This window comes from Ensifer sp. Root423 (assembly GCF_001426275.1).
Lineage (GTDB): Bacteria > Pseudomonadota > Alphaproteobacteria > Rhizobiales > Rhizobiaceae > Ensifer > Ensifer adhaerens.
Window position 1 is genome coordinate 23,296 of record NZ_LMEG01000013.1, and the last position, 13,056, is coordinate 36,351.

The window sequence follows — 13,056 nt, forward strand, 5'->3', positions numbered from 1 at the left end:
TCGTGAGATATCGGTTGACCAAAACTTGCCCCCTCGCCTGAAACAATTACGCGAGCACTGGGTACTGGAGCACTTGGTTACTGGAACGCTTGCCTACTTGAGCACTGGCACTTTAATTTAGAATTATCTTTAATGCAGAATTTATAACGCGCCGCCTTTCGTCGCAAGGACGTTCGCCTGACCAATTCTAGCTACATCGGGTGGGTGATCCCGTCAGATGGGTTGGCCGTCGCCCGGCGCCATTGCCCGAAGCGATGCGCCGCGACCACAACGCAAGCACAGGATGGCGGTTTCTACCACAATCTCTTGCAATGACCATTGAAGCGACGCGCAAGCTAGGCTAAGAACCGCTCACAGCCTGCTTCGGCGGCCCTGCCGCCAACGGATGCACCCGTAGCTCAGCTGGATAGAGTGTTGGATTCCGATTCCAAAGGTCACAGGTTCGAATCCTGTCGGGTGCGCCATTTTACGTCTTGAAATTTTTGATTGATAACGTGCCGTCTTCAAGATGCGAGAAGCGCTGGTTGATGGCAGGCAATCCGTACATGTCCGCGCCCTTCCGATTTTCCTAGACTACCGTTTCGGCCTCGAGTGCCTGCAATTCCCTGAAGGAAGCCATCCACCCCTCGGGAAGGCCGTGTGACGCGTTCACCGGCGTGTCGGGCGCTTCGATATGGATCGCTTGGTTAACCCAGACCAATCCACAATAGACCTTCATGAGATATGCCCGCTTTTGCCAGCGCGAAAGCGGCCACTGAGGATCGGCACCGCAAGCGATCTGCGACACCAGTTCCCCACCGTCCACGCTCTGGTCGACGCGATGAAGCGAACAGCCGAGCAGGCGAGCCTTCGCTTCATAGGCGTCCTCCACGCCTCTCAGCCCCTTGAACGCCGGCAAGGCTGCCGGATGGATGTTGAACGTATCGACGCTATCAAACAGTTCGCTCGAAACCAGACGGTCAAAGAACAGCAGTATATTGTTGACGCGCAGGTCTTGAAGGGCTGCGGCCACCTTGGTGGAAAACAGCTTCCTGTCTCGCTCTTCGATGCGGATGTGCTTCGCGTTGACGCGGCCGGCAACCACCTCCGCCCCACACCCTCTATCAGTGATCACCGTGAAATCGACGCCGTCGTGTCGAACAATGCGAGCCACCTGTTCAAACGCTGCCCCACCAGAAGATACAAGGACGGCGAGTTTCATGTCTTGCGCTCCGTAAATATTTTACCGCCCCGAGGAATGCCCCGACATGGCGCAGCTACCGCGTCGCACGTCTGGTGAGACGCTGAAAGCACTGTAGGTTTTCGAACTGCCACACTTTCCATCCGTGTGGATGCCATGAAAGGACGCATGACGCAGAGGCAGGCAGACGGAAGTATCAGATCACCCCCTGCTTTGAGAAGACTATGGCACTTGCGCTTCAACCGATTGATGCGGCGGCCGCCGTGCTCTGTCGTTCCGCGAAACACAGGGCAACATATTCGTCGACCCATGGGCCAACGAGAAAAGTACCGGGCTGCGCATAGCCACGCCCGCCCGTTGGTGGCTATGCGCCCTGGTCTTCTGTGCTGAACGACGCGCTGATGGCCAACACATGGAGTCCATTCCGCGTTGGCGGAAGCGACCGCCCACGGTCGTTGGAAGCCGCCGCCCGCTCAAGTCGCGTCGCGTTCCGTCCTGAGATTGGAGACGACGCGGCGGTTCTGGACCTTGCAGGAGCGCTCGGTGCAGTCGCGCACCTCGCGGTCGTTGCCGTAGCCTTTGGCCCACAAGCGATTGGGGTCCACACCCTTGGACACCAGATAGGCCATTACCGCATCGGCGCGTTTCTGCGACAGCGTTTCCATCTTGGAAGCGGAGCCGCTGTCGTCGGAGAAGCCCTGTAGCTTGACCAGCCAGCGCGGGTTGCTGTTGAGCCAGATCGCCTGCTTGTCGAGTGTCGCCTTGGCGACGCTGTCGAGTGCGGAGGAATCCTGGGTGAAGTAGGTCCGGCGGCCGACATTGAGGATAAAGTCCTCTTCGGTACCGACCGATACGGTTTCGAAGCCGGGTGCCGGGTCGTCGGTTTTTCCGGTCATCGGCACGGCTGCGGGCTCTTCGACTGCGGCCATCTCGGTGGTGTTGCAGGAAGCAAGCGTCAAGAGAATGGCGGCCGCGGAAAGCAGCCTCGTCAATCCGGTCATAGCGGGCATCGGGTGATATTCCTCATTCGACCGGAGTTGCGACCGGGGTTGCTTGGCTGACCTCGGGGGCCTTTTCGGCGATATGCGGCAGCACCTGCACCGCCGTGCCGATGGGGCAACGCTGGTAAAGGTCGATCGCATCCTCGTTGAACATGCGGATGCAACCGCTGGAGGCATCCTTGCCGATGCTGCCCGGCTCCAGCGTGCCATGGAAGCGGTAGCCGGTATCGACGCCGTCGCGCAGCAGGTACATGGCGCGCGGGCCGAGCGGATTTTTCGGCGAACCGCCCTCGACGAACTCAGGCAGTTCGGGGTGGCGCTCACGCATCTCCGGTGGCGGCGTCCAGCGCGGCCACAGCGATTTCCGGTCGATCGTCGCCCGGCCGTACCATTTGAAACCCTCTTTCCCGACGCCGACGCCGTAGCGGATGGCCGTCTTGTTCTCCATGATCAGGTAGAGAAAGTGGTGCCTGGTATCGACGACGACGGTGCCGATCGGCTCGCTACTGAAATACTTGACGACCTGGCGCTGCCATTTCCTGTCAATGTTGGCGAAATTGGTGCTCCGGTATGTCACGCCGTTGTCCACGGCCGGGCCGGAAAAATAGGCTGTCGCCTTTGCCAGTGCCGGGCTCTGAAGCGCATTGGCGCCAAGCAGCGCCAAACCACCAAGCATAGTCTCCCTGCGGGTCCACACCATCGGCAATATCCCCCGAAAGCCAATTAGCGAGGCTGCAGTAAATCAGATTTTTGAACTGCTACAACAGAAAATTCTCACGCATCGATTCTTTCGCGACGGCCGGACAATAGATTGGATCTTCTCGGCGTTCGTCGCAAACGAACAGGCGGCAGACATCGCCAGCCCACCGCGGACGTGCCTTCGCCCGCCTCGCCGTTGCAATGCTGCGCGGCGCCGGCCGCGGCGTAAGCGCCGGGCGAGCGTCAGCTGCGTTTACCGGCAATATGCGGCGAACTACTTGATATCGCGTGCCTGACCTGACGCCCTGAGCTCCGCGAGCGTCTTTCCAAGGCAACTCCCGCCGGCATCAGAGCCAACCGCCTTGGCCGCGCCGTCCAGCGTGATCGTACCGGCGAAGTTGTCAGAAGCCTGATAGGTTGCGGTTCCATCCGCAGTCACCTTGGACAGATAGAAGGCGTGCTGGGTGCCCTTGTATTCGCAGGCAACGGCAAACGGAAATTGATCGAACAGGACGCCTTCGGCACGTGCCGAGGTACCGAAGGACTGAACGCTGGTCGCAACCAGCAGTACTGCCAGAGACTTGGACATATTCGCAGAGCGTATGCGCACCATCGATCCCCCAACCCAGTTAGATAAAGGTATCCGTCGAGCGCGATGGTGCCGCCTAGCGTGCGCTTTGACAAGCCCGACTGGCAGATTCAAGCACAGCAAATATCGACCAGCGGTTGGCCGCTCCTTCCCGCTTCAAGCGGATGGCGCCAAGGAACAGGCGGCAGGCGTCACGCCAGCGCAAACAAGATCGTTCTGAACGGCCAGTCACGCCGGATGGCTGAAGCGGGCGATCTGCGCGCCCCGCATCAGGTTGCGGAAATTCGCGCCGCTCATGTGCACCAGCGTCCGGTGATCGCCGCCTTCGAAATAGACGTCGCTGACATCGCCGAGGCTTTCGTCTAGCAGCACCGGCACGTCATAGGCCGAACCAACCGGCGGCACGGCGCCGATGTCGCAATCGGCAAAGAGATTGCAGACCTCCTCTTCCGAAGCGAGGCCGAGGCGGCGGTCCATTACGTCCTGCAGGGTCGAGAGTTCGACCCGGTGCGTGCTCGGCACGACGGCGAGCACGTAGCCCATTTCGTGGTGAACGACCACGGATTTGGCAAGCCGGCTGCCCGGCACATGCGCCGCCCGCGCCGTCTGGCTGGTGGTCGCGGTGCGGTGGTGGTCGACGGTGTCATAGGCGACACCCGAACCGTCGATATAGTCCTGAAGTTTTCTGGCGATCGTCATCGTCGACACCCCTTCTCTCTCGTGGTGGCGCGGAGAGGTTATTGTCCTCCCATCCCTCACGAAGTCAACGACGGGCGGCGACGATCCTGTTCGGCAGCAAAGGGAGCGCCTGGTCGCGCGGCGACATTTGCGAGACCGGCAACGGCCAGGCGATCGCGAGCCCCGGATCGAGCGGGTTAAGCCCGCCTTCGGCCTCGGGCGCATAGGGCTTGTCGTGCAGATAAATCAGCTCGCAATCCTCGGTCAGCGTCTGGAACCCGTGGGCAAAACCGCCAGGGATCATCATCGAGCGACCATTGTCCGCACTCAGCACCTCCCCGTGCCATTGCAGATAGGTCGCAGAATCCGGCCGCAGGTCGACCGCCACATCGAAGACAGCGCCGGAAAGGCAGGAGACGAATTTCGCCTCGTCGTGCGGCGCCTGCTGGAAGTGCAGGCCGCGGATCGTGCCTGCTGCCTGCGTCAGGGTATGGTTGATCTGCGCGATCTTTCCATCGCCGCCGAAATCGGCCAGCGCCTCGCGACAAAAGAAGCGCGAGAAGAAACCGCGATCATCGCCCCTGCGTTGCCGCTCGACGACGATGAGACCCGCTATGGGTGTAGAAATTCGATCGAATCGCGACATGGTTCCTTCCGCCAGAGACCAAGGACTACCCGTCTTTTCGCCCTTAAGAAACCGGCCTTGACCGTATTTGCAATTGCCGACATGAAAGCGTTCACAGGAAAGCGTTGCGAATCGGCGAAAGCGCCAGGGATCGCGATTCGCGGTCGAGAGCGTATCCATAGGTTGTATCCGAAGAAGGGCATCAGACAGCAATGGCAGTGGAAGACGATCGTCTCGCATTCGAAGCCCACAAGACCGAAATGGCCCTTGCGCTCGGCAAGGATCAGGGCGCTTTCCAGCAGGCACACGACACTGTGGTAGCGCTCGACAAGTACGACTACTCCTATCTCTGGTCGTTCATGGGCGTGCCGATCATCCAGATGCCGGCCGATGTCATGGCGACCCAGGAGGTCATCTGGAACACCAAGCCAGACATCATCATCGAGACGGGCGTTGCCCGCGGCGGCTCGATGATCTTCATGGCCGCAATGCTGCAACTGATCGGCAAAGGCAAAGTCATCGGCGTCGATATCGATATCCGCGCCCACAATCGTGACTCGATCGAAAACCACCCGATGTCCTCGCGCATCACGCTGATCGAGGGGCCGTCGACGACGGCCGAAACGCTGGCGAGGGTCGCGGCCGAAATCCCAGAGGGTGCTTCGGTCATGGTGGTACTCGACAGCGACCACAGCCGTGATCACGTGCTGGACGAATTGCGGAACTACGGATCTCTGGTGACCGAAGGGCAATATCTCGTGGTCGCCGACACGCTGCTTGGCTATGGCGACGCGTCTCAGACACCTACGAAGCGCTCGAAAATCTGGCATCCGGGCGATGAGCCCTACGCCGCGCTCAACGCCTACCTCAAGGAAACGGATCGCTTCGAAACGGACCCGGTTCTCAACGGCAAGCTTGTGCTTTCGAGCTCCCCCGGAGGCTATCTGAAGTGCGTGCGCAACTAGGAACCGGAGATATCCCAAGCGCGCTGTTCGAGAGTCCTTGCCACGACACGGATGGAGACCTCGACACCATCTTCGCGCCGGACGAGCCCCACGTATGACCGCCGTCGTCATCTCCCAGCCGATGCTTTTTCCCTGGCCGGGCTTTTTCGAACAACTGGCGCTTGCCGACGGCTACATCTACCTCGACGATGCCCAATTCTCGAAAGGCAGCTTCACCAATCGCATCCAACTCCTGAAAGGCAACGATCGTTGCTGGATGACGATACCGCTTGCGGGAAAAGGAAGCTTCCAGAAGATCCAGGACCTTTCGGCGACCGCCGACAACTGGCGCGCCAGCCATCGCTCGTTGCTGCGCCAGTCGCTTGATGGCGCGCCCTACATCGATGACGCGCTGGCAATCTTAGACGAGGTCTACGCCAACGACAGCCTGTGTGATCTTCTGATTGCGAGCACCGAGGTCCCGGCCCGCTATCTCGGCATCGGCTTCGAACGCACCATCCGGCGCTCCCGCGACATGGCTTCGAATGGAACGTCCTGGCAGCGCGTGCTCGACCTGGTGCTTGAGGCGAATGGAACGCGCTATCTGACCGGACACGGCGCTGCCAACTATCTCGATCATCAGGCCTTCGAAGCTGCCGGTGTTTACGTCGAATACATGAATTACAGCTGCACGCCGTGGCCCCAGCCCCGCGAAACCTTCACGCCTTATGTTTCCGTCCTGGACCTCATTGCGCGCACTGGGCCCGATGCGCGCAAGCATTTGTTACCAAAAACCATTTCGTGGCGGGAATTCCTGAAGGAGGAAGCAAGCGTATCATGAAGAACGGCACCATCATTTCCGAAAGCGCGCGCCAGGAATTCGAGACCAAGGGTTATCACGTCGTACCCGGCTTCTACGACATTCAGTCAGAGATTGCCCCGATCCACGAAGGCATCCGCCAGACCCTCGAACTGATCTGCAACAAGTACGGCGTCGACGCCCCGACCGACACGGCGCACGAGGCGATGACGATCGCCTATCGCAAGCTCATTGCGGTCAACCGCTCTTGGGGCGGTGAAGTCTATGATGCGATAAAGCAGATCCCTGCCTTTATGCGGCTCGTCAGCTCGGCTGCCAACGACGAGGTCTTTAAGGCACTTCGGCCCGGCAGCATCCCGGGCATCGCAGCTGGCGGCTACGGCATGCGCATCGACAATCCCGGCGAAGAAAAGTTCCGCGCGCAGTGGCATCAAGAATTCCCCTCGCAACTGCGCAGTGTCGACGGCATCGTTTTCTGGACGCCGCTTTTGCCGGTCACCGAAGACATGGGCCCGGTCCAGATTGCCGAGGGGTCGCAGGCCGAAGGTCTCGTTCCGGTCTATGAAGACGACGCCGGCGCTGGCAAGACCGGCGCCTATGCGTTGCATCTTCACAAGGGTGAAGAGCGGCTTGCCCGCTACAAACAGGTCGCTCCCTTGAGCAGGCCCGGCGATCTGATCCTGATGGACTTCCTGACCTTGCATCAGTCGGGTCACAACGTTTCGCAGACGCCGCGGTGGAGCATCCAGTTCCGCTATTTCAACTACGCCGAGCCGCTCGGCATCCGCATCGGCTGGAAGGGCTCGTTCGCCGCAGGCGTAAAGTTCGCCGAGGTTCTGCCGGAGCTGGTTGCACCGCAGGGAGAATTGGCATGACGAACTGCCGTGTGTGCGGCGGCCACATTGGCGCACCGACCTACGACGTGCCCGCGCCGGCGCTGACCTCGATCATGACGCTGCTCGACGTACCGACACGCGTCTTCGTCTGCGGCGCTTGTGGACATGCGCAAAGCGACGATATTCCCGATATCCAAGCCTTCTACGACACCGGCTACCGGATCTCGCTGACCAGCGAAAATCATGATCAGATCTTCGCGGTCGCAACCGATGGCACGATCACCTATCGCACCGATCACCAGGCCGCACTGGCGCTGCGGTTGCTCGATCTGCCCGAGGGCGCCTCAATCCTCGACTATGGTGCAGCAAAGGCAGTGACACTGCGCAAGATGGTTGCGAACCGCAGCGACTTGCGTCCGCACGTCTTCGACGTCAGTGCCGATTATGCGGCCGCCTGGCAGGGCTGGGTGCCGGAAGCGGCCCAGGCCACCTACGCCGCGCCCGAAGGCTGGCAGAACAAGTTCGACGCCGTCATGAGCCACTTCGTCATCGAGCACGTGGCCGATCCCGTCGGCTTCATGCGCGACGTGCGCAACCTCCTGCGGCCGGGCGGCAGCTTCCTGTTTTCCATGCCCGATGTCGCCGGCAACCCGGGCGACATGGCCGTCGCCGATCACGTCAACCATTTCAGCGAAGCCTCGCTCGCCCATGCCCTGGCAAGCGTCGGGTTCGAACTGCAGGTGATTGACTCGACCTCGTTCCCTGGCGCCTTCTTCGTCGTTGCAAAGCGCGCGGAAGCGACCGTCGAGGCCGCCCACACGTCGAAATCCGCCGCCGATGCGGCCAAGGAAGCCCGCGACATCTGCGCCTTCTGGGATCGGGCGTCGGAAACGCTCGCGGGCGGGGCAGATCGCTACGCCAAGCGCAAGGTCGCGATCTACGGCGCCGGTTTCTACGGAAGCTGGATCTACTGCCGGATCGGCCAGGCCGTCGATGTCGTGGCATTCCTCGACCGCAACGAGAACATGAAGGGCGCCACCCATTTCGGCATCCCGGTGCTTTCGCCTGAGGACCTGCCAGCGGAAGCCGAAGCACTGTTCATCGGTCTCAACCCGCTGAAGGCCCGCGCTGCGATTGCCGCGCAACCCTGGCTGCAGCGGCCTGGGCTCGACCACGTCTGGCTCTGACAAGAGCACACAGCAAGAAGCCGGAGCGGGACGAAAACTCGACAAAATCCCGCCCGGCATCCACGCCTCTTTCGAACTCCCGGTTCTCACCAAGCGCTCCCCATGAAACCCCGCATCCTCTACACCAAACCTTCGATCACCGACCGTGAAGTGACCTATGCGACCGATGCGGCGGCCAATGGCTGGGGCGAGCGCTGCTACGACTACATCAACCGCTTCGAGGCGGCCTTCGCCGCGCATCTCGGCACGACGCACGCGATCTCGACATCGAGTTGCACCGGCGCGCTGCACATGGGGCTTGCCGCACTCGGCGTCGGCCCCGGCGACGAAGTGATCCTTGCGGACACCAACTGGACGGCGTCTGCCGCGCCGATCGTTCACCTCGGCGCAAAACCGGTCTTCGTCGACGTGCTTGCTGATAGCTGGTGCATCGATCCGGAAAAGGTCGAAGCGGCAATCACGCCAAGAACCAAGGCGATCCTTGCGGTTCACATCTACGGCAATCTCTGCGACATGGACCGGCTGCTTGAGATCGGCGCCCGGCACGGCATTCCTGTTGTCGAGGATGCGGCCGAAGCGCTCGGGTCCGAGTGGCATGGACGCAAGGCCGGGTCGCTCGGCGCCTTCGGCGCCTTTTCCTTCCACGGCACCAAGACGGTCACGACCGGCGAAGGCGGCATGTTCGTCACCAGCGATGCGAAGCTCCATGAAAAGGTGTTGACGCTCTCCAATCACGGCCGCGCCCGCGGGCAAAAAAAGCAGTTCTGGCCGGACGAGATCGGTTTCAAATACAAGATGTCGAACCTGCAGGCCGCCGTCGGCCTCGCGCAGATCGAGCGCGTCGGCGAGCTGGTCGATCGCAAGCGAGAAATCTTCTACGCCTATCGCGAGCAGCTTGCAGGCGTGAACGCCATTGCCATGAACCCAGAGCCGGAGGGAACGAAGAACGGCTTCTGGATGCCAACCGTCGTCTTTGCGCCGGAAACCGGCGTCACCCGGGAGGCTCTGCAGAACGCCTTTGCGGCCGAGAACATCGACGCCCGTGTCTTTTTCTGGCCGCTGAGTTCGTTGCCGCCCTTCGACGAGGTGCCAGCGAACACCGTGGCCTATGACCTGCCCGGCCGCGCGATCAACCTGCCGAGCTATCACGACATGACATCCGACGAGATCGGCCGCGTGGTCGAGGTCCTGCGGGGCTGCCTCGCCGCCTGAGAGCAGGCGCGCGCAGACCACCTCCGCGCAAGGTCGCCAGGATATTAGGACTTTGCAATGCGCCATGCCGAGTGGCCGGCGCAAATACGGGGCGGTCGCATGAAAATCGTCATTCTCGCCGGTGGCTACGGCACGCGGATCTCGGAGGAGAGCCATCTCCGGCCAAAACCGATGATCGAAATCGGCGGGCGGCCGATTCTCTGGCACATCATGAAGATCTACAGCCACTACGGCTTCTCGGATTTCGTGATCTGCCTCGGCTATCGCGGCTACATGATCAAGGAATACTTCGCCAACTACGTGCTGCATTCCTCCGACGTCACCTATTGCATGGCGACGGGTGAAACCCTGTTCCATTCGAACAAGGCCGAGCCCTGGCGCGTGACGCTCGTCGATACCGGAACGGACTCCATGACCGGCGGGCGCCTGAAACGCGTGGCCGACCATCTCGGCGATACGTTCTGCCTCACCTATGGCGACGGCGTTGCCGACATCGATATCAAGGCGCTGACCGACTTCCACCGCCATCACGGCCGCCAGGCGACGGTCACCAGCGTGGTCCCGCCCGGCCGATATGGCGCGCTTGCTGTCAGCGACGGGCGGGTCAGAAGCTTCATCGAAAAGCCGGCAGGCGACAACGGTCACATCAATGGTGGCTTCTTCGTCCTCAACCGTTCGGTGCTCGATCGCATCGAAGGCGATCAGACGCCGTTCGAAGCGGAGCCTCTGGAAGGTCTCGCCGCAGACGGCCAGTTGATGGCCTTCGAACACGCCGGTTTCTGGCGCCCGATGGATACGTTGCGCGACAAGAACCAGCTCGAAGACCTCTGGCAGAGCGGAGCGGCCCCCTGGAAAGTCTGGGCATGAGCAGGCTTGCGGACCCGTCCTTCTGGGCCGGAAAACGGGTGATGCTGACTGGTCACTCCGGCTTCAAGGGAAGCTGGGCCCGCCTGTGGCTGACACAAATGGGCGCTGAGGTGACCGGATACGGCCTGTCACCGGCGGCCACCCGCTCGCTGCACGCACTGCTCGGATCGGAATCGGCCACCAACGAACATTTCGCCGACATCCGCGACGGCGACACGCTCGCATCCGCCGTCCGCGCTTGCGACCCGCAGATCGTCCTTCACATGGCGGCCCAGCCTCTGGTTCGCGAAAGCTACCGGACGCCGGTCGAAACCTTCGACGTCAACGTCATGGGCACGGCGCGCCTGCTGGAGGCAACTCGCGCAGCCCCTGCCCTCAAGACCGTCCTTGTCGTCACCACCGACAAGGTCTACCGCAACGACGAAAGCGGCCGGCATTTTCCGGAAGACGCCGTGCTTGGCGGCCATGATCCTTATTCCGGTTCGAAGGCCGCCTGCGAGCTGGTCGTTTCGACCTGGCGGGATTCCTATCTGCGTGAGCGCGGCATAAGGGTGGCAACCGCCCGTGGCGGCAACGTGCTCGGCGGCGGCGATTTTTCCGCGGACCGGCTGGTTCCGGATATCGTTCGCGCTGCCCTTACGGGCGAGACGCTGGACATCCGGAGCCCGATGGCGACACGTCCCTGGCAGCACGTGCTCGACTGCCTCAACGGATACTTCGTCTATGCCGAGGCGCTTCATGGCGGCCAGACCGATGTGGCGGCGCTGAATTTCGGCCCGGCTCCGGACGAGCGACAGATCCCAGTTCGGGACGTTGCCGCCGCCATCCAGACCGCGATGGGCTTGCCCACGCAATGGCGTGACGCGTCATCCGAGGACCAGCCGCACGAAATGAAGTCGCTCGGCCTCGATCCGGCGCTTGCCGGACGGACGTTGTCATGGGCAACCCGTCTATCGCAGGACGAGGCGATCGCCTGGACCGCCCACTGGTATGACGGCTGGCGCCGCGGCGCTGACGCCCGTGATCTGACACTCAGCCAAATCGACGCATTCATGAGAGGCTAACGACTTCGATGTCCCACAACTGCCGTTTCTGCTCGACACCGCTCAAGACCGTCGTTGCCGACCTGGGCTCCACGCCCTGGTCCAATTCCTTTCTCGAACCGACGAAGGAAGCCATCGCCCGCGAGCGATCGTTTCCGCTGAAGGCGATGGTCTGCTCCGAGTGCCTGCTGGTGCAGACGACGGAAAACGTGCCGGCCGATGAAATCTTCACCGACGGCTACGCCTACCTCTCTTCCTTCTCCACAAGCTGGCTCGAACACGCACGCCGCTACGCCGAGAGCATGACCGAACGCTTCGCGCTCGATGACAATTCGCAGGTCGTCGAGATCGCCTCGAACGACGGCTATCTGCTGCAGTATTTCGTTGCCAAGGGCATCCCGGCGCTCGGCATCGAACCGGCCGCCAATGCCGCGCGACTGGCCGAGGAGCGGCAGGTCCCGACCGAGGTCGCCTTCTTCGGACGGGAGACGGCAACCGAACTCGTCAAGCGCGGCATTCGCGCCGATCTCACGGCGGCCAACAACGTGCTCGCCCATGTGCCCGATATCGCCGACTTCGTCGGCGGCTTCGCCATCCTGCTGAAGCCCGATGGCGTTGCGACGTTCGAGTTCCCACATTTGCTGCGTCTGATGGAAGGCGTGCAATTCGACACGATCTACCACGAGCACTATTCCTATCTGTCGCTGGCGGCCGTCGAACGCATCTTCGAAAGCTCAGGCCTCAAGGTCTTCGACGTCGAGGAACTGCCGACCCATGGCGGTTCGCTGCGCGTCTATGCGCAGCTGAGGTCCGGCGTGCGCGAGACCACGCTGGAACTCGAGCGGTTGCGAGCGACTGAGGCGCTTGCCGGGCTGATGCGGATGGAGACCTACACGGCATTCGACGACCGCATCGCCGCCGTCTGCAAGGATTTTCAGAACTTCCTGGCGAACGCCAAGGCGGAGGGAAAAACCGTAGCCGCCTATGGCGCCGCTGCGAAAGGCAACACGTTCCTCAATGTCTGCGGGCTGTCGCCCAGCGAAATCGCCTTTGCCGTGGACCGCAATGACCTGAAGCAGGGCAAGCTCCTGCCCGGTACCCATATTCCGGTGCACGCGCCGACGGTCATCGAGGATGCAAAGCCCGATTATCTCGTCATCCTGCCCTGGAACCTGAAGACCGAGATCGTCGCCGACAACGAGGCGATCCGCGACTGGGGCGGCCGCTTCGTCGTCGCCATTCCGAAGCTGAGCGTCTTCTAATCCTAGACGCCAGGAAGTGTGGACAGTCCTCAACCAGACCGCGTTGAGCCGCCCAAAATCGACTTTATTGATCGCCTTAGGTCGCTTTGCCGTAAATTCGGTGACTTTGCCGT

14 protein-coding genes and 1 tRNA gene are annotated in these 13,056 nt (G+C 61.6%); 9 read left to right on the forward strand and 6 right to left on the reverse strand.

The window, feature by feature from the left end:
• The first annotated feature begins 387 nt into the window (after positions 1-387).
• Positions 388-464 (forward strand) — tRNA-Arg (locus ASD01_RS14420).
• Positions 465-568: 104 nt separating this feature from the next.
• On the opposite strand, the gene ASD01_RS14425 is transcribed toward ASD01_RS14420, so the two are convergent.
• The 6 genes from ASD01_RS14425 to ASD01_RS14450 form a co-directional block, all read right to left on the reverse strand.
• On the reverse strand, positions 569-1,201 hold the full coding sequence (locus tag ASD01_RS14425; protein WP_082566324.1) for a formyltransferase family protein: 633 nt from the start codon (positions 1,199-1,201) through the stop codon (positions 569-571).
• Between the two features lie 452 nt (positions 1,202-1,653).
• A complete protein-coding gene (locus tag ASD01_RS14430; RefSeq protein ID WP_034793945.1) occupies positions 1,654-2,190 on the reverse strand; it encodes an OmpA family protein in 537 nt (178 codons plus the stop codon).
• Between the two features lie 13 nt (positions 2,191-2,203).
• A complete protein-coding gene (locus tag ASD01_RS14435) occupies positions 2,204-2,881 on the reverse strand; it encodes a L,D-transpeptidase (protein ID WP_034793947.1) in 678 nt (225 codons plus the stop codon).
• A gap of 273 nt (positions 2,882-3,154) precedes the next feature.
• Positions 3,155-3,469 (reverse strand): hypothetical protein, encoded by a 315-nt coding sequence (locus ASD01_RS14440; RefSeq protein WP_051659302.1) that lies wholly within the window; start codon positions 3,467-3,469, stop codon positions 3,155-3,157.
• A 228-nt stretch (positions 3,470-3,697) separates the two neighbouring features.
• Positions 3,698-4,168, reverse strand: a complete 471-nt coding sequence (locus tag ASD01_RS14445; protein WP_034794215.1) for an aminoacyl-tRNA deacylase — start codon at positions 4,166-4,168, stop codon at positions 3,698-3,700.
• A gap of 64 nt (positions 4,169-4,232) precedes the next feature.
• Complete coding sequence (locus ASD01_RS14450) at positions 4,233-4,793, reverse strand: dTDP-4-dehydrorhamnose 3,5-epimerase family protein (RefSeq protein WP_034794218.1); 561 nt, start codon at positions 4,791-4,793, stop codon at positions 4,233-4,235.
• 191 nt (positions 4,794-4,984) lie between these two features.
• Between ASD01_RS14450 and ASD01_RS14455 the strand changes: the two genes are divergently transcribed.
• The 8 genes from ASD01_RS14455 (at position 4,985) to ASD01_RS14490 (ending at position 12,943) form a co-directional block, all read left to right on the forward strand.
• Positions 4,985-5,737 carry a cephalosporin hydroxylase family protein gene (locus ASD01_RS14455; RefSeq protein ID WP_034793950.1) on the forward strand — a complete coding sequence of 251 codons (753 nt, stop codon included), beginning with the start codon at positions 4,985-4,987 and terminating at the stop codon, positions 5,735-5,737.
• Between the two features lie 94 nt (positions 5,738-5,831).
• Positions 5,832-6,557 carry a WbqC family protein gene (locus ASD01_RS14460; protein ID WP_034793960.1) on the forward strand — a complete coding sequence of 242 codons (726 nt, stop codon included), beginning with the start codon at positions 5,832-5,834 and terminating at the stop codon, positions 6,555-6,557.
• Positions 6,554-7,411 (forward strand): phytanoyl-CoA dioxygenase family protein, encoded by an 858-nt coding sequence (locus tag ASD01_RS14465; RefSeq protein WP_060528921.1) that lies wholly within the window; start codon positions 6,554-6,556, stop codon positions 7,409-7,411. The genes ASD01_RS14460 and ASD01_RS14465 overlap by 4 nt, the downstream gene beginning before the upstream one ends.
• A complete protein-coding gene (locus ASD01_RS14470; protein WP_034793964.1) occupies positions 7,408-8,559 on the forward strand; it encodes a class I SAM-dependent methyltransferase in 1,152 nt (383 codons plus the stop codon). Before ASD01_RS14465 ends, ASD01_RS14470 begins: the two co-directional genes overlap by 4 nt.
• 102 nt (positions 8,560-8,661) lie before the next feature.
• Positions 8,662-9,771 carry a DegT/DnrJ/EryC1/StrS family aminotransferase gene (locus ASD01_RS14475; RefSeq protein ID WP_034793966.1) on the forward strand — a complete coding sequence of 370 codons (1,110 nt, stop codon included), beginning with the start codon at positions 8,662-8,664 and terminating at the stop codon, positions 9,769-9,771.
• 99 nt (positions 9,772-9,870) lie between these two features.
• A complete protein-coding gene (rfbF, locus tag ASD01_RS14480) occupies positions 9,871-10,638 on the forward strand; it encodes a glucose-1-phosphate cytidylyltransferase (RefSeq protein ID WP_034793969.1) in 768 nt (255 codons plus the stop codon).
• Positions 10,635-11,702, forward strand: a complete 1,068-nt coding sequence (rfbG, locus tag ASD01_RS14485; RefSeq protein WP_034793972.1) for a CDP-glucose 4,6-dehydratase — start codon at positions 10,635-10,637, stop codon at positions 11,700-11,702. The genes rfbF and rfbG overlap by 4 nt, the downstream gene beginning before the upstream one ends.
• A gap of 8 nt (positions 11,703-11,710) precedes the next feature.
• Positions 11,711-12,943: a class I SAM-dependent methyltransferase gene (locus tag ASD01_RS14490; protein ID WP_034793975.1), complete on the forward strand. Its 1,233-nt coding sequence runs from the start codon at positions 11,711-11,713 to the stop codon at positions 12,941-12,943.
• Positions 12,944-13,056 lie beyond the last annotated feature (113 nt).